This is a genomic window from Nitrospina gracilis Nb-211, from assembly GCF_021845525.1.
Classification (GTDB): Bacteria; Nitrospinota; Nitrospinia; order Nitrospinales; family Nitrospinaceae; genus Nitrospina; species Nitrospina gracilis_A.
This window is the reverse complement of sequence record NZ_JAKJKD010000001.1, coordinates 657,924-676,533: the sequence shown is the minus strand read 5'-3', so window position 1 is coordinate 676,533 and position 18,610 is coordinate 657,924. Positions and strand designations below refer to the sequence as shown.

At 58.2% G+C, this 18,610-nt stretch carries 14 protein-coding genes; 11 read left to right on the top strand and 3 right to left on the bottom strand.

Features of this window, described 5'->3' with window-relative positions:
• Positions 1 to 113: 113 nt before the first annotated feature.
• The 3 genes from J2S31_RS03175 to J2S31_RS03165 all read left to right on the top strand — a co-directional run bounded on the left by J2S31_RS03175 (position 114) and on the right by J2S31_RS03165 (position 5,521).
• Positions 114 to 2,762 carry a valine--tRNA ligase gene (locus J2S31_RS03175; protein WP_237097613.1) on the top strand — a complete coding sequence of 883 codons (2,649 nt, stop codon included), beginning with the start codon at positions 114 to 116 and terminating at the stop codon, positions 2,760 to 2,762.
• A 56-nt stretch (positions 2,763 to 2,818) separates the two neighbouring features.
• The gene (gene pepF, locus J2S31_RS03170; RefSeq protein WP_237097612.1) at positions 2,819 to 4,627 is read left to right on the top strand and encodes an oligoendopeptidase F; all 1,809 of its coding nucleotides are present in this window, start codon (positions 2,819 to 2,821) and stop codon (positions 4,625 to 4,627) included.
• 249 nt (positions 4,628 to 4,876) lie between these two features.
• Complete coding sequence (locus J2S31_RS03165; protein WP_237097611.1) at positions 4,877 to 5,521, top strand: hypothetical protein; 645 nt, start codon at positions 4,877 to 4,879, stop codon at positions 5,519 to 5,521.
• Here the strand turns inward: J2S31_RS03165 and dacB are convergent.
• Complete coding sequence (gene dacB, locus J2S31_RS03160) at positions 5,511 to 7,040, bottom strand: D-alanyl-D-alanine carboxypeptidase/D-alanyl-D-alanine endopeptidase (protein ID WP_237097610.1); 1,530 nt, start codon at positions 7,038 to 7,040, stop codon at positions 5,511 to 5,513. The two genes, J2S31_RS03165 and dacB, sit on opposite strands and share 11 nt — an antisense overlap.
• A gap of 176 nt (positions 7,041 to 7,216) precedes the next feature.
• Between dacB and J2S31_RS03155 the strand changes: the two genes are divergently transcribed.
• Complete coding sequence (locus J2S31_RS03155) at positions 7,217 to 8,215, top strand: adenosine kinase (protein ID WP_237097609.1); 999 nt, start codon at positions 7,217 to 7,219, stop codon at positions 8,213 to 8,215.
• 25 nt (positions 8,216 to 8,240) lie between these two features.
• On the opposite strand, the gene J2S31_RS03150 is transcribed toward J2S31_RS03155, so the two are convergent.
• Positions 8,241 to 9,275, bottom strand: a complete 1,035-nt coding sequence (locus J2S31_RS03150; protein ID WP_237097608.1) for a hypothetical protein — start codon at positions 9,273 to 9,275, stop codon at positions 8,241 to 8,243.
• Positions 9,276 to 9,433: 158 nt separating this feature from the next.
• Between J2S31_RS03150 and J2S31_RS03145 the strand changes: the two genes are divergently transcribed.
• Together J2S31_RS03145 and J2S31_RS03140 are read left to right on the top strand one after the other, a co-directional pair.
• Positions 9,434 to 9,760, top strand: a complete 327-nt coding sequence (locus J2S31_RS03145; RefSeq protein ID WP_237097607.1) for a hypothetical protein — start codon at positions 9,434 to 9,436, stop codon at positions 9,758 to 9,760.
• A 46-nt stretch (positions 9,761 to 9,806) separates the two neighbouring features.
• Positions 9,807 to 10,451: an HAD-IA family hydrolase gene (locus tag J2S31_RS03140; RefSeq protein WP_237097606.1), complete on the top strand. Its 645-nt coding sequence runs from the start codon at positions 9,807 to 9,809 to the stop codon at positions 10,449 to 10,451.
• A 28-nt stretch (positions 10,452 to 10,479) separates the two neighbouring features.
• Here the strand turns inward: J2S31_RS03140 and J2S31_RS03135 are convergent, their stop codons facing one another.
• Positions 10,480 to 11,073 (bottom strand): hypothetical protein, encoded by a 594-nt coding sequence (locus J2S31_RS03135; protein WP_237097605.1) that lies wholly within the window; start codon positions 11,071 to 11,073, stop codon positions 10,480 to 10,482.
• A 482-nt stretch (positions 11,074 to 11,555) separates the two neighbouring features.
• Between J2S31_RS03135 and mpl the strand changes: the two genes are divergently transcribed.
• From mpl to J2S31_RS03110, 5 genes are all read left to right on the top strand, one after another.
• Positions 11,556 to 12,974 carry a UDP-N-acetylmuramate:L-alanyl-gamma-D-glutamyl-meso-diaminopimelate ligase gene (gene mpl / locus J2S31_RS03130; RefSeq protein WP_237097604.1) on the top strand — a complete coding sequence of 473 codons (1,419 nt, stop codon included), beginning with the start codon at positions 11,556 to 11,558 and terminating at the stop codon, positions 12,972 to 12,974.
• A complete protein-coding gene (locus tag J2S31_RS03125; protein WP_237097603.1) occupies positions 12,971 to 14,068 on the top strand; it encodes a hypothetical protein in 1,098 nt (365 codons plus the stop codon). The genes mpl and J2S31_RS03125 overlap by 4 nt, the downstream gene beginning before the upstream one ends.
• Before the next feature lie 102 nt (positions 14,069 to 14,170).
• Positions 14,171 to 15,079 (top strand): radical SAM protein, encoded by a 909-nt coding sequence (locus J2S31_RS03120; RefSeq protein ID WP_237097602.1) that lies wholly within the window; start codon positions 14,171 to 14,173, stop codon positions 15,077 to 15,079.
• Positions 15,080 to 15,229: 150 nt separating this feature from the next.
• On the top strand, positions 15,230 to 15,778 hold the full coding sequence (locus J2S31_RS03115) for a thioredoxin family protein (RefSeq protein ID WP_371831640.1): 549 nt from the start codon (positions 15,230 to 15,232) through the stop codon (positions 15,776 to 15,778).
• Between the two features lie 20 nt (positions 15,779 to 15,798).
• The gene (locus J2S31_RS03110) at positions 15,799 to 18,609 is read left to right on the top strand and encodes a UPF0182 family membrane protein (RefSeq protein ID WP_237097599.1); all 2,811 of its coding nucleotides are present in this window, start codon (positions 15,799 to 15,801) and stop codon (positions 18,607 to 18,609) included.
• Position 18,610: the final 1 nt, after the last annotated feature.

Genomic DNA, 18,610 nt, shown 5'->3' with positions numbered 1-18,610 from the left:
GCCTGGCCGCATCGCTCCTTATAAAAAAATTGCTTTGAGATTTGAGGTCCCGGTGGCACACTTTCATTCCCCGTCATGACTTCGGGACACACCGGACATCCTTTTTTCATTTTATGATTCAGCTCGACAAGAAATACCAGCCTCAGGAGGTGGAGGACAAATGGCTCCGCCACTGGGCGGAACACCGCCTGGCGCATGCCGATGAGACCAGGGACGGCGAGACCTTCTGCATGGTCATCCCGCCGCCCAACATCACCGGCTCCCTGCACATCGGCCACGCCTTCAACAACACCCTGCAGGACATCCTCGCCCGCTGGCGACGCATGCAGGGCAAAAACACCCTGTGGCAACCGGGCACGGACCACGCCGGCATCGCCACGCAAAACGTGGTCGAGCGCCAACTCGCCGCCGAAGGCACGACGCGCCACGACATTGGCCGGAAGGCCTTCATCGAGCGCGTGTGGAAATGGAAAGACGAATCCGGCGGCAGCATCAACAAACAACTGGTGCGGCTGGGTTGTTCGCTGGACTGGGAACGCGACCGCTTCACCATGGACGAGGGCCTGTCCAAAGCCGTGCGCGAGGTGTTCGTCACGCTCTATGAAGACGGATTGATCTATAAGGGCGACTACATCATCAACTGGTGTCCGCGCTGTCAAACCGCATTGTCCGACCTCGAAGTCGAGTACCAGGAAAGACAGGGCCACCTGTACCACATCCGCTATCCATTCCAGGATGGAGACGGGTACGTCACCGTCGCCACCACGCGGCCGGAGACCATGCTGGGCGACACCGCGGTGGCCATCAACCCGGAAGACGAACGCCACACCGGGCGCGGCGGCAAGATCCTCCTGCTCCCCATCCTCAACCGCGAATTGCCGATCATCGAGGACAGCTACGTCGATACCGAGTTCGGCACCGGCGCGCTGAAAGTCACCCCGGCGCACGACCCGAACGACTTCGAACTGGGCCGCCGTCATAACCTGCCGTCCATCAACGTCCTGCATCCCGACGGCACGATGAACGAGGAGGCGGGACCGTTTGAAGGTCAGGACCGGTTCGAGGCGAGGAAGAACGTGGTCGAGGCACTCAAGGACCGCGACCTGCTGGAGAAGATCGAGGACCACACGCACTCGGTCGGCCACTGCTACCGTTGCAAGACGGTGGTTGAGCCGTACCTCTCCAAGCAATGGTTTGTGAAGACCGAACCGCTGGCCAAACCCGCCATCGAAGCGGTGCGCAGTGAACAGATCAAAATCGTTCCCAAGTTCTGGGAAAACACGTACTTCGAATGGATGGAGAGCATCCGCGACTGGTGCATCAGCCGCCAAATCTGGTGGGGGCACCAGATCCCGGCATGGACCTGCGGCGACTGCGGCGAATTCACCGTCGCGCGGGAAACGCCAGGCGCCTGCAAGCACTGCGGCGGCAAGAAACTGACGCAGGAGACGGACGTGCTCGACACGTGGTTCAGCTCCGCCCTGTGGCCGTTTTCGACGCTGGGCTGGCCGGAAAAGACCGAGACGCTGAAAAAGTTTTACCCGACCACGGTGCTCTGCACCGGCTTCGATATCCTGTTCTTCTGGGTGGCGCGCATGATCATGATGGGCCTCAAATTCCAGAAGGACATCCCGTTCGAATACGTGTACATCCACGCCCTCATCCGCGACGCCGAGGGCCAGAAGATGAGCAAGACCAAGGGCAACGTCATCGACCCGCTGGTGATGATGGACAAGTACGGCACCGATGCCCTGCGCTTCACGCTGACGGCCTTCGCCGCACAGGGGCGCGACATCAAACTCGCCGAGGACCGCATCGACGGCTACCGCAATTTCTGCAACAAGCTGTGGAACGCCTCGCGCTTCGTGTTCATGAACCTGGAAGATTACACCGGCACCTGCGATTTGCAGGAGCACACCGACCGCAGTCTCGCCGACCGCTGGGTTTTAAGCCGCCTGCACAAAACCTGCGCCGAGGTGAACGGGGCGCTGGAGGCGTTCCGCTTCAACGACGCGGCCAACGCCATCTACAAATTTTTGTGGAACGAATACTGCGACTGGTACATCGAGCTGTCCAAGTCGCGCCTCAACAGTGCCGGGCCGGAACGCGCCACCACGCAGAACGTCATGCTGTACGTGCTGGAATCGTCGCTGAAACTCCTGCACCCGATCATGCCGTTCATCACCGAAGAAATCTGGCAGAAACTGCCGCGCGAAGGCGTCAGCATCATGGTCGCGCGGTATCCGTTGCCCGACCCCGCGCTGAACGACGAAGACGCGGAGAAACAGTTGCAGGTGGTGATGGACGTCATCACCCGCGTGCGCAACATCCGCGGCGAGATGAACTTCAATCCGGGGCAACAGCTCGACGTGCACATCAAGACCTTCGATACGGAACAGGAACACCTGCTCCAGAACAATCAGGGGTATATCAGGGATTTAGGCCGGGTTTCGGAAATGATTCTGGGTCCCAATATCGAAAAGCCGAAGTCCGCCGCATCCGCAGTGTTAACGGGTCTGGAGCTGTATGTTCCCCTGAAAGGATTGATGGATTTCGATGAAGAGAAAAAGCGGGTCGAAAAAGAGTTGAAAAAAATCGACAAAGACATGGTATTCTTGAAGCAGAAACTATCCAACCCAAACTTCGTTGACAAGGCGCCTCCCGAAGTCATCGCAAAGGATCAGCAAAGGCTTGAAGAGTTGTCCGAAAAGCAGGCCAAATTGCAGGTTCATTTAAAAACGATTGTTGAAGCGACGTCCTGATTCAATCCCCAACATCGTACTGACGTCTTGATTTTGTTTCGTGGCCGGACTCACGCATGGATGCCACCAGTGAACTGTTGACCCGTGATCAAGTTCCCGAAGAAGCGAAGTGGGATCTGAAGGGTCTCTACTCCTCGAATGAAACGTGGGAAGCGGATTTCCTCTCGCTCGAATCCCAACTGGAAACTTACGCTTCCTACCAGGGCACGCTGAGTCAGTCGCCCGCACGGCTCAAGCGTTGTCTCAAGTTCGATATGCAATTTTCACAGACGCTGGATGCGGTGTACACATACGCGCATCTTCGAAGTGACGAGAACAAGACGCATCCCGGCAATCAGGCGAACTACGAGCGGGTATCGCGACTGCTCACGCATTACCAGCAGGCGCGCAGCTTCATCAGCCCGGAGTTGATGGCGATTCCGGAAGAGACGATGAAGGCATTCCTGGACGATCCGGAGCTGGCGTTCTTCCGCTTCCATCTCGAAAAGGAACTGCGCTACCGCCCGCACACACTGCCGAAATCCGAAGAGGCCCTGCTGGCCTCGGCGTCGGAGATGGCGCAGGCGCCGCAAAAGGCGTTCACCATGCTGGACAACGCCGATCTGCAACTGGGCTCGGTGGAAGACGCTGAGGGGCGCAGGATCACGATCACGCACGGCAATCTGCAAAGCCTTCTGCAAAATTACGACCGCCGATTGCGCAAGGACACGTTCGAGACGTTTTACAAGGCTTACGAGGGGCACCAGCACACGTACGCGGCGCTTCTTGCGGGAAGCATCAAGAAGGATATTTTTTTCGCGCAGGCGCGCAAGTTTCCTTCGGTTCGCGAGAAAGCTCTGTTTTCGGAAAACATTCCGGTGGAGGTGTACGACAACCTGATCGGCACCGTCCACAACAACCTGAAGCCGCTGTACAAATACTTCGACCTGCGCAAGCGCGTGCTGGAACTCGACGAACTGCATGTGTACGACGGCAGTGTGCCGCTGGTGCGCGACTTCAAGTGGGAGATGAGTTACGAGGACGCGGTGGAGGACATCGCCCAGGCTCTCGTACCGCTCGGTGAGGATTACGTCAGCACCCTCAAGCGAGGCCTGCTGGACGAGCGCTGGGTGGACCGGTACGAAAGCAAAGGCAAGCGCAGTGGCGCGTATTCATCCGGGTGCTACGACTCGAACCCGTTCATCCTGATGAACTACCAAAGCGACCACATCAACAGCGTTTATACGCTGGCGCACGAGGCCGGTCATTCGATGCACACGTACCTGTCGAAGAAGAACCAGCCGTTTTTGTACGCGGACTACACGATTTTCGTGGCGGAGGTGGCGTCCACCTTCAATGAAGCGCTCCTCACGCGCTACTACCTCGGCCGCGAGTTGAGCCGGGAGATGAAGATCTACCTGCTCTGCCGGGAAATCGACAATTTCCGCGGCACGCTATACCGGCAAACCATGTTTGCCGAATTCGAACACCGCATTTACGCGGCGGCGGAAGCCGGGAAACCGCTCACCGTGGACACCTTCAAGGAGCTGTACCACGAACTGCTGACGGTTTACTTTGGCGACGGGGTCACACTGGACCCGTGCCTCGATCTGGAATGCTTCCGCATCCCGCATTTTTATTTCGGCTTTTATGTGTACAAGTACGCGACGGGCATTTCCGCCGCGTACGCACTGGCCGAACGGGTGACCTCCGGCGGCGACGCCGAACTGGCGGACTACCTGGGCTTTTTGAAGTCCGGCGGTTCCGCGTACCCGATCGATCTGCTCCGCAACGCCGGGGTGGACATGGGTTCACCAAAACCCATTGAAACCGCCCTCGGCAAGTTCGCCGACCTGGTGGATCAGCTTTCCGTCCTGATGGATTGAAGCGCTTCCCCGTGGCGAGACGATGCGGACAGGCATGCAACCCCGGTTCGACAACCCCTAAACAACAGAGACCCGTCGTTCCGATTAAAAACCTTTCGTAAAGGAAATCAGATCTTGCGAAATTCCAATTCCACGAACCAACCCAACCGGCAGAACAAAAACCGTGCCCGTTCTGGCAGGAGTAACGATCAGGGCAATCGGCCGCGTTCTCAAGGCCCTGCCCGCAACCGGCAGGCCACGGAAATGTGGATGGACTCGAAGACCCTGACCTCTCACATACCTCAGGCAAACCGGTCCAACCAGCAATCCAACGGACGCCGTAACGATTCCCAGAACAACGGCAACGGCCGTCATAAAAACCGCACCAATCAAAGCGGCGGTTACAAAAACCGGGGATCGAACCCGCGGCAGGACAATCAGAACCAGAACCGGCCGCGCAATGACCGCAACCAATCCCGTCCGGCACAGCAGGACGAAGTGCGCACGCAGTCCGCACCGCGCAACGGCGATGCCACTGCGGCCGCTCCGTCCGGAAAACTGATTGCGGGCATCGAGCCGTTCGAGCTGTTCTGCGCATACCACTTGGGCATCACCCGCGACAAGGGTTACAAACCGTCCAACATCAACGAAGTCGCGCGGCGCTTCAACACGGAACCGGCCATGATCAAGCAGGCATTGCAGGAATACGATATGGACCCGGGTTCATTGCTCGACCGCGATTTTGACATGGCGCTGGCGCAGTTGGACATTCAGGTGGCTCCGGAAGGGGTGGACCGGAAGGAACTCGCCAAAAACATTTACGAGGATTTTCAGAACGCACCGCGCACCAAGCGGGACTGGAAAAAACTGCTGGAAGAGGACAGGAAGGAAAACCAGAAGGTTTTCAAGGATTGACCGGTAGGGGCTCCAACTTCTCGTTCGACGGCGCTTCTGCGTCCACATCACTCCGTTTAAAACGCAGGGCCAGGTCCAGAATATCGTCTTCCAGCTTCATGGCCTTTCCGTTCGAACAGTTCAAATCGTTCAATAAAATCGAAAACGCGAAGCGTTCGCCGTCCATCGACTGAAAGTATCCGGACAACGCACTGACGTGGTTCAATGTCCCCGTCTTCGCGCGGATTTTCTGCGCATCGCGGATGCCGTTCATGCGATCGATCACGCTGCCGTCGATGCCCATCACGCCCAGGGCGGCGATGAACTCCGGAAAGATGGCGAGGTCGCGGTACGCGTCCTCCAGCACCGCCACGATCTGATCCGGCGAGACCATGTTCTGCCGCGACAGGCCCGATCCGTCCACCACGTTGTAGCGGTCGTCATCGAACCCCAGGCGATGCATGTAGGCCTTCAATAGTTTCACGCCGTTTTCCGTGGTGCCCGGCGCGCCGTACACATCCGCCGCCAGGGTGCGCAAAATCTGCTCGGCGATGAAGTTGTTGCTGAACTTGTTGAGCCCGCGCAGGATGTCGGCCAAAGGCGGCGACTCGTGTTCATGCAGCAGTCGGGCATCGACTGGAACGCGGCCGCGTTCCAAGCCGCCTTCCACCGACACACCCGCCTGCTCAAGATACTTGCGGAACACATGCAGGGTGTACCATTGCGGATCGGTGACGTTCAGGAAATATTTTTTGCGCGCCATGGTTTTGGGCAACGTGCCGGTGACGATGATCTCATCATGCCCGCGGCGCGGAAGACGGTTGACGATCAACCGCTCATGATCGCGCCAGTTCTCCACCGTGCGCGCCGTGTTGTTCACCTCGATGTACGCGGTCGCCGGGTCCACCACCACAACCGGCGGCTCGCCCGCGTTGGGCGCGGGTTCCACGTAAACGGTGACGGTGTTGAAGTTGAACGACAACGCCCCCATCGGCGCGAGGTACGCCTCCGGACCACTGTAGTTCGCCCATGTCGCCACGCGTTCCTGGTCTTCAAAGAAATGGTTGTCGGCAATCAGGTTGCCCTCGATCTTCGTGATCGGCAGGTTGCGCAGTCCGTTCACCAGCACCCACATCTGCTCCGTCACCAGCCACGGATCGCCGAAGCCTTTGATGTACAGATCGCCTTTCAGCGTATCGCCTTCGATCCGGCCGTTGGTGTACAGCCGCGTGAAGAAACGGTAATCCGGCCCGACGCGCTTGAGCGCCATGGCAGAGGTGATCATCTTCATGTTCGAAGCAGGCGTGAACAGCACGGTGCTGTTTTTGGCAAGCAGGGTCGTTTTGCGCTCCAGCGAATAGACTTTCATCCCGATGCGCGTCGTGCCGTTGCAGTCGCGTTGCAGGACGGATTTGACGTCCGACCACAACTGCTCTGCCGCGGGATCGTCATCCAAAGGTTGCGCGACGGCCACCGCCGCCCACGCCAGCGCCGCAAAGATGACCAACAATTGATTGATTTTAATCATTTTATTCAGCATGACCTTCAGATTTTACAAAGGACCCGCGGGCATTGCAATCTTTCATTGGCACCACCGCAATACGGCGCGCCCGGACAACGCGTTTTCCGCCGCCCGGTTGACCTCTGCCGCCGCATGCGGTAGTTTTAAACCCTCACCCGGAATACAATGCATCCCATAACAACGTTAGGAGGAACATGAGCTACGATCTGGTTGGCATCGGCAACGCGCTGGTGGACATTGAAGTGCGCGTCAGGGACGAATTCATCCAACAGCACGCGTTCACCAAGGGCGGCATGACCCTGACCTCGCTGGAGGACCAGAACAAGCTGTTGAAGGAGTTCGACGGGGCGGCGCACAAAATCTCTTCCGGCGGATCGGCCGCCAACACAGTGCACGGCATGCGCGTGCTCGGCGCGAATACGTATTACCTCGGACGCGTCGCCGACGACCGCTACGGCAAACACTACACGGAAGACATGCAGTCCTGCGGTGTGGGATTTCCGGGCCCGGATGCGGCGGACACGGGCACCGGCACCTGCCTCATCCTCGTCACGCCGGACAGCGAACGCACCATGCTCACCCACCTCGGCATCTCCAGCGAACTGCACCCGGATAACGTGGACGAAACCATTGTCAAGTCCGCCAAAACCGTTTACATCGAAGGCTACCTGTGGACCGGCGAGGAAACCCGCGCGGCGGCGATCAAGATGGCCGACATCGCGCGCAGGAACCGCATCCCCGTCGCCTTCACCTTAAGCGATGCGTTCGTCGCCAACGCCTTCAAGGAAGACCTGCTCGATTTCATCCGGTGGAAAACCGACATCCTGTTCTGCAACAACGTCGAAGCCAGGGCCATGGCCGATCTGAACGACGATGAAAAAGCGTTCGACAAGTTGAAACACCTTGCCGGGACCGTCTTCATGACGCGCGGCAAGGAGGGCTCGTGGGTCGGCAAGGACGGCGACGACACTCTTGCCGTCGAGGCGTTCCCGGTGAGGGCGGTGGACACCACCGGCGCGGGCGATCTCTACGCCGCGGGCGCACTGTACGGCCTCAACCAGGGGCTCGGCCTCAAGGAGTCCGCCATCATCGGTTCCTACTGTGCGGCGCAGGTGGTCACGCATTTCGGCGCGCGTATGCCCGCGCACTCGCACACGGACATCGAAAAAATTCTGGATATCTATTCGGAATGACCGGCGGCGGCTCGAGGGTGCGCCGTCAGGGCTGTGCCCCCGCCTCCGGTACGGTACCGGATTCGGGTTTGGCGGGTTCGGGCATGTGTTTATCGACCCAGGCATGGCAGTGGGCGGGTGCGAGTTCGTGGAATCCTTTCAACCGCCCGCCCCAGTGCATGGCCAGCAAACGGTAGCATTCGCGCGCCAGTATGGTCTGCTTTGCGCGGAGCCGCTCCGGCTCGACGCGAAGCGACGTACCCAGCCAGGCGTCTTCGCCAAACACGCGCAGGACGGCGAAACGGAACGCGCGGTAACCGTCCTCATAAAATTTCAACGTCCGTTTCAGGTCCTCCGGCGAACCGGGCCGGTCGCCGTGCCCCGGCACGTAGGCGAGGAAGTCCATCTGGTTCAACCGCTCGAGAACCAGCACCCGGCGCTCAATGTGCTCGCCCTTCTCCAGATGCGGCACCCAGTTCGGGATGGCCCGGTCCGGCAACAACCCCACCTTGCGGTCGGGCACCAGCACCAGCGTGTCGCCGTTGTCCTCGCCGCCGATATGGTGCAATTCCAGCGTGATCGATTCCGTCGTCAGCTTGTAATCGGTGCCGAAACTCATGTGCGGCAGAGGCACCTGTGCGGGGTTGTGTTTTTTCAGGCGGGCGGCGATGATCTCATGCGCGATGACCGTCGCCTTTGTGCCAAAGCGGGCGGCGTCGCCGATGTGCCGCGGGCTGTCGGTGGAATAGACGATCGCCGTCACCGGAAGCGTGGTCACCTCACGCATGGCTTTTTTTATGAGCTCCGCCGAGCCGAACAGTGGATCGATCAGCACCACCCCATCCGACGACACGACAAACAGCGTGCAGTCGGTGCCGTTCGAAAAAAAATAAACGTCCTGCGCCATCGATTTCAGCAGGTAACCTTTTTCCGGAAGCGTGGTCAGCGTTCCTTCTTTTTGCCGGGACGCGACAACCGATTCAATCAAGGCGTGCAGAGGGTGATTTTCTTCAAGGCCGCTTTTTTCAACGGCGGGTTGCGAGGCGCATCCCCACCCGAACCCCATAAAGGCCAGAAACAACAGAAGGATTGCTCGCTTGCGGGAACCCGCGCGGCGGGGATTATACATTTTCGTGGGAATTTGATACACTGCTCGTGACTTTCTCCAAATACGAGGCGACCGTTTACAAAGTATTGCAGGCATTTCGCCGCCTGGCAACCCATTTTGAGGAGGCCCCGATGGATCGACGACGCATTTCTCTTTTAGCTGTACTTGTGATGCTGGTTGGACTGACCGCCTGCGGCACCGTGGGCCGCGACTTCGACACCGCCAACGTTGAAAACATCCACAACAACGTCACCACCAAAGCCATGATCCAGGACTGGTTCGGTGAACCTCATTCCACCGGCCTGCAAAATGGGCTGATGATGTGGACGTATCAATACGACCGGTACAGCGCGTTCGGCAAGGATTGCTCGAAAGAACTGGTTGTGCTGTTCGACAGCGGCGAACGCGTCAAAGCCTACCGCTACAGCAGTAACATCGAAAAAGAAAAGAAAGAATGACGCCCCCTCCCCCCGCCTTTTGGCGGGGTGGAATGCCCCCTCCCTCATGACCCCATTTTCACTTTACGCGTTCGATTTCGACGGCACGCTCGTTGACACCAAACTCGACATCGCGCACTCGGTCAACCTCGTCCTGCAGGAAATGGGACGCGACCCCCTGCCGCAGGAGACCATCTTCGGCTACGTCGGCCGCGGCGTGCGCCACCTCATGACGCAGGCGCTCAACGGCGCGGGCGACGGCGATCTCGAACGCGCCGTCTCGCTGTTCATGAAACATTACGAACAGCACCTGATGGACCACACCGATTTCTTTCCCCACTGCCGCGACATCATAAACCACTACTCCGACAAAAAACTCGCCGTAGTGTCTAACAAACCCGCACGGTTCATCGAGAAGATCCTGGAAGCGCTGAACAGCCGCGAGCGTTTCGAGAGCATTGTCGGGGGGGATTCGTTCGAGAACAAGAAGCCGGACCCGATGGGCCTGCGTCACGTGATGCAGGTGGCGGGATTGAAGCCGGAAGACGTGCTGATGGTGGGTGACAGCGAGGTGGATGTCACCACCGCCCGGTCTGCGGGAGTGAAAGTGTGCGGCGTCACCTACGGCCACGCCACGAGAGAAGAGATGGAAGCCTTAAACCCCGACTGGCTCATCGACGACATCAGCGAGATGAAGGAGTTGTTTGGGTGAAGGGCATCACCGCACAATCGCACAATGGCTAACCCATCTCCGGCCATTCGTTGATAATCTTTCCAATTTCTCCAAATCTTGCCATCTTAGGTTTTAATTTCTTCAAGCTATTAAGGGCTATCCACCTTTGATCAGGAACTTTCTCATTCAAAATTCTGGTGGGCAAAACATAAAAAATCCATTGCTCTAAATTCAAAGGGTCCACAGTCGTTTTGTCCTTATGGGCCAAAAGGCAAAAAACATAAAAATCCGAAGCCCGCTCTTTAATTTTTGAAGTGTCATTCTTTGTTGAATCCCACCCATGAGCCTTTCCTATCCCAAACTTAATGGGAGATAATTTATTTTGATTCCAGCTTTGTAAATACGCCGCGGATTTGACTTCGATTTTAATTCCTTCGCCAGTTATCAAATCATACGCTTCCCATTCCACCCTCACCTTATCCCTGCAATCCAAGTCCATCGCAACAATATACTCTGCAAGAACTCCCCGCATTCTGTTATCCACCAAATTGGAACTCGACCATTGCCAAAAAGATAAAAGATCAGCAGGTAGCATCTTGCCATTTGAATGGAATTTTTCTTTTCCTGTTTTCAGATCAACTTCAAGTTTTGGCAGGTTCATATTTAATCTCATGGGTAACGGAGGGAGGGAACATACACGGCGTAGCCACCTTCTTCTTGAGGCTCCAAGACAATGGTGAGTTTCATGGTTTGATCCATCAAACAGGAAAAAGACATTATTCCCCCTCATCCTAGCCTTCTCCCACCAGGGGAGAAGGAACCTTTAATACTCCCTCTCCCTTGATGGGAGAGGGCGGGGTGAGGGTGCTCCATATCCCTACCTATTCATCATTCGCCCTCTCTCAAAACCAAGAAAGGGCGAGTCATAGGAAGAACCCCCTGGCCCCCCTTACAAGGGGGAATGGTGATTTGCCTGTCAAATTATAGTCCTGTTTTCGCTATAGGAAAATCGGGTTGCCACCATCCGGCTAGCGGCTCACACCTCCCCCCTGTGGCTCCAGCCTTTAACCGTTTGTATTCAAACCCCTTCCAATACAGTCGTTCTTGACTTTACGGTGGGTTGGGCCTAGAATTTCTGCTTCCATGAAATCCGAATCCGACGCCCGCCAATCCATCTACCTCATCGCCGTCTGCGGCACCGGCATGGCTTCGCTCGCGGGCCTGCTCAAAAAAGCGGGCCACCGCGTTTTAGGCTCCGACGCCAACATCTACCCGCCGATGAGCACGCTCCTGCAACAGATGGGCATCGAAATCCGCCCCGGCTACAAGGCGGACAACATCACAAACGATATCGACCTCGTCGTCATAGGCAACGCGGTCTCGAAGGACAACGCGGAAGTGCTCGCCGTGCAGAAGGCGGGCATCCCGTACATCTCCTTCCCGCAGGCCTTGGCGCGGTTTTTCCTGGAAGGGCGCACGTCGCTGGTGGTCACGGGCACGCACGGCAAAACGACGACCACCGCGCTCCTCGCGTGGGTGTTCGAGGCGGCGGGACGCAAGCCCGGCTTCATGGTCGGCGGCTGGCACAAGAATTTCGACAGCAATCACCAGGTGCCGGAGGGCGGCTTCTTCATCACCGAAGGCGACGAATACGACACGGCGTTCTTCGACAAGGGACCGAAGTTCCTGCACTACCGCCCGCACGGCGCAATATTGACCGGCATCGAGTTCGACCACGCGGACATCTACCGCGACCTCGACCACATCAAGGACGCCTTCCGCCGTTTCGTGGAAACCGTTGACCCGGAGGGCTTCCTTCTGGTGGAATGTTCCGACGGCAACATCCCGGACGTGCTGAAGGGCGCGCGGTGCCGGGTGGAGACCTATGGCTTCTGCAAGGACGCGGACTGGCACATCGCCTCGTTCCAATGCAATGACGGCATCAGCGAATTCGACCTGCACCACCGGGGGCGCTACGTCGCGCGTTTCTCCCTGCCGATGATCGGCCGGCACAACGTGCTGAACGGCGCGGCGGTGGTGGCGGTGGCGCACAACTCCGGCATTTCGGTGGAAGAGATCGCCTCCGCCCTGCCCTTCTTCAAAGGCATCAAGCGGCGGCAGGAGGTGGTGGGCGAGGCAAACGGCGTGGTGGTGATCGACGATTTCGCGCACCACCCGACGGCGATCGACCTCACCATCGAGGCGGTGAAAGAGGCGTGGCCGAGGCGCACGCTGTGGGCGGTGTTCGAGCCGCGCTCGGCCACTTCCAAACGCAACGTGTTTCAGTCGCGCTTTCCCGACAGCTTCCTGAAAGCGGACAGGACGGTGATCGCGGCGGTGCCTGCGCCCGAAAAAATAAAAAATGAGGAACGCCTGAACCCCGCCGCCGTTGCCGAGGCCCTGAAAGCACGCGGTAAAGAGGCCTGGCATATTGAAACGGTGGCAGGTATCGTGGACCATATCGCACAACACCACACGTCGAACGACGTGGTGCTGGTGATGTCGTCGGGCGGTTTCGACGGCATCCACCAGAAACTGCTCGACCGGCTGGGAGCATCATGAACACGCTTGGAAAACTGAAACTCGATTTGATGGGGCGCGGCGTCGTTCTGCCCGAAGCGGTGCGCAAGGACGAACTCGTCGCCGCCTCGATGTACAAAGACCGCGGCCGCGACGAGCTGGCGTTCCTGTTGTCGGAGGATTTCTTCGTGCGCGCGGCGGTGCAGGCGGAAGGGGCGGACAGCCCGACACTTCATATCGAGAAGGACCGCTTCGTGCTCAGCCACGGGCCGAACGAAGCCGGCGTGCGTCTCATCCCGCCGCCGCAGTTTCTGCAGGTGGCCGACCCGGCAAAAAAACCGGTGGCGGCGAACATTCAAATGGACGGCTACTGCCTGAACCTGTTCCTGCGCGCCGACCCGCAAACCGAAAAGCTGAACATGCCGGAGCGCGACATCATCGCCCTCATCCGCTCGGCGTTCGAGGAAGGCGTGGCCGACCTCGTGCAGTTGAACCTGGAGTTCTGCGAGAAGGAAGACCGTTGTCTGCACGCCATGACGCCGGTGATGAAAAGCATCAAGAAAAACTTCCGCACCTTCGTCGCCCTGCGCGGGTTTCTGCCGGACGACCTGGCAACCATCGACCACATGTACGCCGCCGGAGTGGACATCATGGTGTTCGCGTTCACCGGCGGCAGTCAATCGCGCGAAAAAGAACAACGCGCGCTGGAATACTCGACGGGCGTGTTCACGCCGGGCTCGGTGTTCATCGAGGTCGGCTTCGGTCATGGCGACCTGTCGGCGGTGCGCGATCAACTCACCCACCTGACCAAAATGGGCGTGATCCCTCTGCTCAAACTGCCGGAAGACGGCGTGCGCGACCAGGCGGAGTTCGAACGCATCCACACGCTGGTGGAACATCTTGCAAAGAATGCGCAACGGCAGAAGCTCAACCTCAAGTGGCTGTACCCGTCCGGCAGAATGGTGACGCCGCTCGACGCGCCGTTTTTCATGGAACCGCCGGAAACCGCCCGGCTGGCGCTCCGCCCCGTGTACAAATCGCGCCTCGGCCGCACCGCGCTGGAAGGCTTCGCCGCACTCCGCCGCAAACTGCGCGTCAAAAACATCAGCGACTCGTACGAGTCCGCCGGTCTGTAAGCCTTTGTAAGGTTTTTCCTACCGCTTCGACTCACCCCATATGCCGTGAACACGGCCCTAATGAGGTTGATCCCAAAATTTCGTTTCTGTTAGGATGGCATTATGGAACTCGCACCGAAAGTCCCCATCCCGGAACAGGCGCCGGTGATCGAAAAGGTCCCGGAAGTGCCGATGACGGGGCTCGAAACCCTGTGGCTCCAGATCGGCGGCACGTTATGCAACCTTGCCTGCACGCACTGTTTCATCAGTTGCCATCCCAAAAACGACACCATCCCGTTCATGACGCTGAAGCAGACGCGCCAGCGGCTGGAGGAATCCAAACAACTCAACGTGCGGGATTACTACATCACCGGCGGCGAGGTGTTTCTGAACCCGGAGATCTTCGAAATCCTGTCAGCGATCCTCGAGTACGGGCCGTGCACCATCCTGACCAACGGCCTGCTATTGACGCCGAAACGCGTCGAACGGCTGGTGGAAATCCGCAACCACGCCGCGCACGAAATGCATTTTCGCGTGAGCCTCGACAGTCTGGACGAAAAGGAAAACGACGCCGTCCGCGGAGAAAACTGTTTCCGTCTCGCGCTCCAGGGCATCGCGAATCTTTCCAAAGCGGGATTCTCGACACACCTGACGATGGTCCGAAGCTGGGACGACGAGGAAGACGCCATCTGGGAAAAAAAGGCGCTCGCCTTCATGAAAGAGCACCACGTGCCCGATCCACACGTTAAGTTTCTGCCCGGTTTCCTGATGGGCGAGCTGGCGCGCACGGAACGCGGTTATCACGAAAACGAACGCGTCACCGAAAAATGTTTCGAGAACTACCCCATCACCAGCCTGCAATGCGCGTCCTCGCGCATGGCGACGGCGCAGGGCGTTTACGTATGCCCCATCCTCGTCGAAGAACCCTCCGCCAAAATGGGCGACACGCTGGAAGAAACCCTGCGTCCGTTTCCCTTAAGCCATCCCGCCTGCTACACCTGCCGAATCTCCGGCATGACCTGCAAAAGCTGATCCCACCTTTTTCGGCCTGTTTCGTATTTCCATTTCCGGTTGAGTCCCCCCGGGCCGCGTGCTAGCATGGGTTCATTCCAGATTGCCACGCCCCAACGGGCGTCCGGCTCGCATTCACACCGGCACACCACCCGTCACAAGGAACGCATCATGGCATTGACTCATTCCACAATGGTTCCACTGGGAACCCGGGCTCCGGCTTTTTCCCTGCCCGGTACCGACGGCAAAGTCTATTCGCTGGACAGCTTCCAGGATACGGAAGTGCTGGTGATCATTTTCATGTGCAACCACTGCCCATACGTGAAGGCGGTTCTGCAACGGCTGATCGACCTGCAAAACAAATTCGCCGACCGGAGTGTGCAGCTCGTCGGCATCAACGCCAACGACGCGGTGAAGTACCCGGACGACTCCATGGAGAGCATGAAGAAGGTCGCGAAGGAAAAAGGCATTCCGTTCCCGTACCTGTTCGACGAAACGCAGGAGATCGCGAAAGCATACGATGCCGTGTGCACGCCGGACATCTATGTGTTCGGCCCGGAGCGGAAACTTTTGTACCGCGGACGCATCGACGACAACTGGGAGCATCCCGAAAAAGTTACGCGCCGCGACCTGGAAGACGCCATCAACGCCATCCTCGATGGCCAGCCCATGCTGGAGGAGCAGATTCCCTCCATGGGTTGCTCCATCAAATGGAAATAAACGGATAACGAAATACGCTTATGAAAATGTCCCGCAAATGGTTCGTGACCCTCGTCGCGGTGGTCCTGTTTCTCCTCCTGTTCACCGAGAAACTGGTCTCATTTTATATTGATCTCGTCTGGTTCGAAAAATACGGCCTGTTGTCCGTCATCTGGACCATCCTCGGCTCGCAGTTCGGCTTCGGTTTCCTGTTCGGCGGACTGTTTCTGGCGGTGACGTTCGGCATCCTGCGCCGTGTGTACCAGAAAACCTCGCACCTGCCGGTGATCCTGGCCGACCAGACCCGGCGCGACATGCCGTTTCTGGAGATGGTCGCCGACAACCTGAAGCCGCTGGTCCTGCTCCTCCCCCTGATCTTCAGCGTGTTCATTGGCCTCATTGCGGCGGAGCGCTGGGATGTGTCGTTGAAGTTTCTCAACCACGTCCGCTTCGGCGAAGCCGATCCCATTTTCAACAAAGATTATTCCTTTTACATTTTCGTTCTGCCGTTTCTGGAAATGCTGAAAGGCTGGTTGTGGGCGGGACTGGCGTTGATCGGTTTCGGCGTCTCGCTCATTTACTTTTTCAAGCAGTACATTTTTCTGTCGCCGAAAGGATTCGCCACGCTTCCCGAAGCGCGGCGCACTTTGTCCTGGCTGGCGGCGTTTGCGTTTCTCAACCTGGCTTTCGACATTTATCTGCGCCGTTACGGACTGCTGATCCAGTCCGACTCGCAGGTGGTGGCGGGCATCAGTTACGCGGACGACTGGGGCCGCCTGCCCGCCTACAGCCTGCTCATCGCGCTGTCCTTCGCGGGCACGGCGCTCAGCATCCTCAACATCAACCGTGAAAACCTGCGCCGCATCTTCATCTGGGCCGTGGCGGTGACGGTGATCTACGCCACCGGCAACGTGTATCCCAACCTGCTCAAGCGATTTGTGGTCGATCCCAACGAACTGGAAAAGGAAACGCCTTACATCGAACACACCATCGCCGGCACGGTGCGCGGCTACAATTTGCAAAACGTCGAGGAAAACGTGCTGGCCGGGGCCAACTCGCTGGACGCCGCCACCATCCAGAAAAACAACCTGACCATCGAGAACATCCGCCTGTGGGATCAGGAACCCCTTCTGGACACGCTGGGGCAGATCCAGGAAATCCGCACCTACTACCAGTTCAGCGCCGTGGACAACGACCGGTACATGCTCAATGGCAAATACCAGCAGACGCTCCTGTCACCGCGTGAGCTGGATTCGTCCAGTCTGCCCAACCGAACGTGGATCAACGAACACCTCACCTTCACCCACGGTTACGGCGTGTCGCTGAGTCCGGTGAACCAGGTGACGCCGGAAGGCCTGCCCGTGCTCCACATCAAGGACATCCCACCGCAGTCGTCCATCGACAAGCAGATCACGCAGCCGGAAATTTATTACGGGGAGCTGACAAAAGGCTACGTGTTCGTGAACACCGGCACCGAGGAGTTTGATTACCCCAAAGGGGAGAAAAACGTTTACAAGAATTACGAGGGCAAGGGCGGCATCGCGGTCAATTCCTTCTTGCGCAAGGTCCTGCTGGCGGCGCGCTTCAAGACGATGAAGATCCTGTTCTCCAACGACATCGTCAATGAAAGCCGCGTTCTGCTGTACCGCAACATCACCGAGCGCGTGGAGAAGGTCGCGCCATTCCTCCGGCTGGACCGCGATCCCTACATGGTGATCACCGATGACGGGCGGCTGGTGTGGATGTACGACGCCTACACCACGAGCGACAAGTTTCCCTATTCGCAGTCGATCCGCGACCCGGAAGTGATCCGCGGCGTCGCCAACTACATCCGCAACTCCGTGAAGATCACCATCGACGCCTACGACGGCACGATGACGTTTTACATCACCGATCCCAAAGACCCGATCATCGCCACCTACCAGAAACTGTTCCCGGCCATGTTCCAGCCGTTCGAGAAAATGCCGGACGATCTGCGCCGCCACATCCGCTATCCGGCGGACCTGTTCGCCATCCAGGCGTTCGTGTACGGCACCTATCACATGGAAACGCCGCAGGTGTTCTACAACAAGGAAGACCAGTGGCAGATCCCGATGATCGACGGTAAGCTGATGCGCCCTTATTACACCATCATGAAACTGCCGGACAAGGAAAGGGAGGAATACATCCTCATGCTTCCCTTCACACCGCGCAACAAGGAAAACCTGTCGGCGTGGATGGTGGCGCGCAGTGACGGAGACGATTACGGCAAGACGGCGGTGTACACCTTTCCGAAACAAAAACTGGTATACGGTCCGTCGCAGATCGTAGCGCGCATCAACCAGGACGCGAACATTTCGCGCCAGATTTCATTGTGGGATCAGCGCGGGTCCAACGTGATCCAGGGCAACCTGCTGGTCATTCCCATCGATGGTTCGCTGATCTACGTGCGGCCGCTGTACCTGAAGGCCGAGGGCGGCAAGATTCCGGAGCTGAAACGCGTGATCGTGAGCTATCTCGACCAGATCGCCATGGAACCGACGCTCGACCAGGCGCTGAGAAAAATCTTCAAAGGACTGGAGGCAACCAGCGACGCACCGACCCCGCCCGGGACCGAACAGCCTGAGGAGACGGACGAGGCGACGGTCCAGGCGAAGGCACCTTCGGGAACGATTGTTCTCAAGCACTCGGACTATCTGAAGATCAAGGAATACTACCAGCGCACCCTGCGCTCGCAGGCTCTGCTCGACAATGCGATTGCGGGTTACAAGGAAGACCTGAAGGACCTGGGGGCTCTGCTTGAAAACGCCGAGGTGGTCGAGCCGCCCGTGGAGAAGAAAAAGAAGGAAGGAACCGAACCGACAGCGCCCTGAC

Excerpts from the sequence above, each read along its gene's own strand:
- J2S31_RS03175 (WP_237097613.1), top strand. The coding sequence starts at position 114 with ATGATTCAGCTCGACAAGAAATACCAGCCTCAGGAGGTGGAGGACAAA.
- pepF (WP_237097612.1), top strand. The coding sequence starts at position 2,819 with ATGGATGCCACCAGTGAACTGTTGACCCGTGATCAAGTTCCCGAAGAA.
- J2S31_RS03165 (WP_237097611.1), top strand. The coding sequence starts at position 4,877 with ATGGACTCGAAGACCCTGACCTCTCACATACCTCAGGCAAACCGGTCC.
- dacB (WP_237097610.1), bottom strand. The coding sequence starts at position 7,040 with ATGCTGAATAAAATGATTAAAATCAATCAATTGTTGGTCATCTTTGCG.
- J2S31_RS03155 (WP_237097609.1), top strand. The coding sequence starts at position 7,217 with ATGAGCTACGATCTGGTTGGCATCGGCAACGCGCTGGTGGACATTGAA.
- J2S31_RS03145 (WP_237097607.1), top strand. The coding sequence starts at position 9,434 with ATGGATCGACGACGCATTTCTCTTTTAGCTGTACTTGTGATGCTGGTT.
- J2S31_RS03140 (WP_237097606.1), top strand. The coding sequence starts at position 9,807 with ATGACCCCATTTTCACTTTACGCGTTCGATTTCGACGGCACGCTCGTT.
- J2S31_RS03135 (WP_237097605.1), bottom strand. The coding sequence starts at position 11,073 with ATGAACCTGCCAAAACTTGAAGTTGATCTGAAAACAGGAAAAGAAAAA.
- mpl (WP_237097604.1), top strand. The coding sequence starts at position 11,556 with ATGAAATCCGAATCCGACGCCCGCCAATCCATCTACCTCATCGCCGTC.
- J2S31_RS03125 (WP_237097603.1), top strand. The coding sequence starts at position 12,971 with ATGAACACGCTTGGAAAACTGAAACTCGATTTGATGGGGCGCGGCGTC.
- J2S31_RS03120 (WP_237097602.1), top strand. The coding sequence starts at position 14,171 with ATGGAACTCGCACCGAAAGTCCCCATCCCGGAACAGGCGCCGGTGATC.
- J2S31_RS03115 (WP_371831640.1), top strand. The coding sequence starts at position 15,230 with ATGGCATTGACTCATTCCACAATGGTTCCACTGGGAACCCGGGCTCCG.
- J2S31_RS03110 (WP_237097599.1), top strand. The coding sequence starts at position 15,799 with ATGAAAATGTCCCGCAAATGGTTCGTGACCCTCGTCGCGGTGGTCCTG.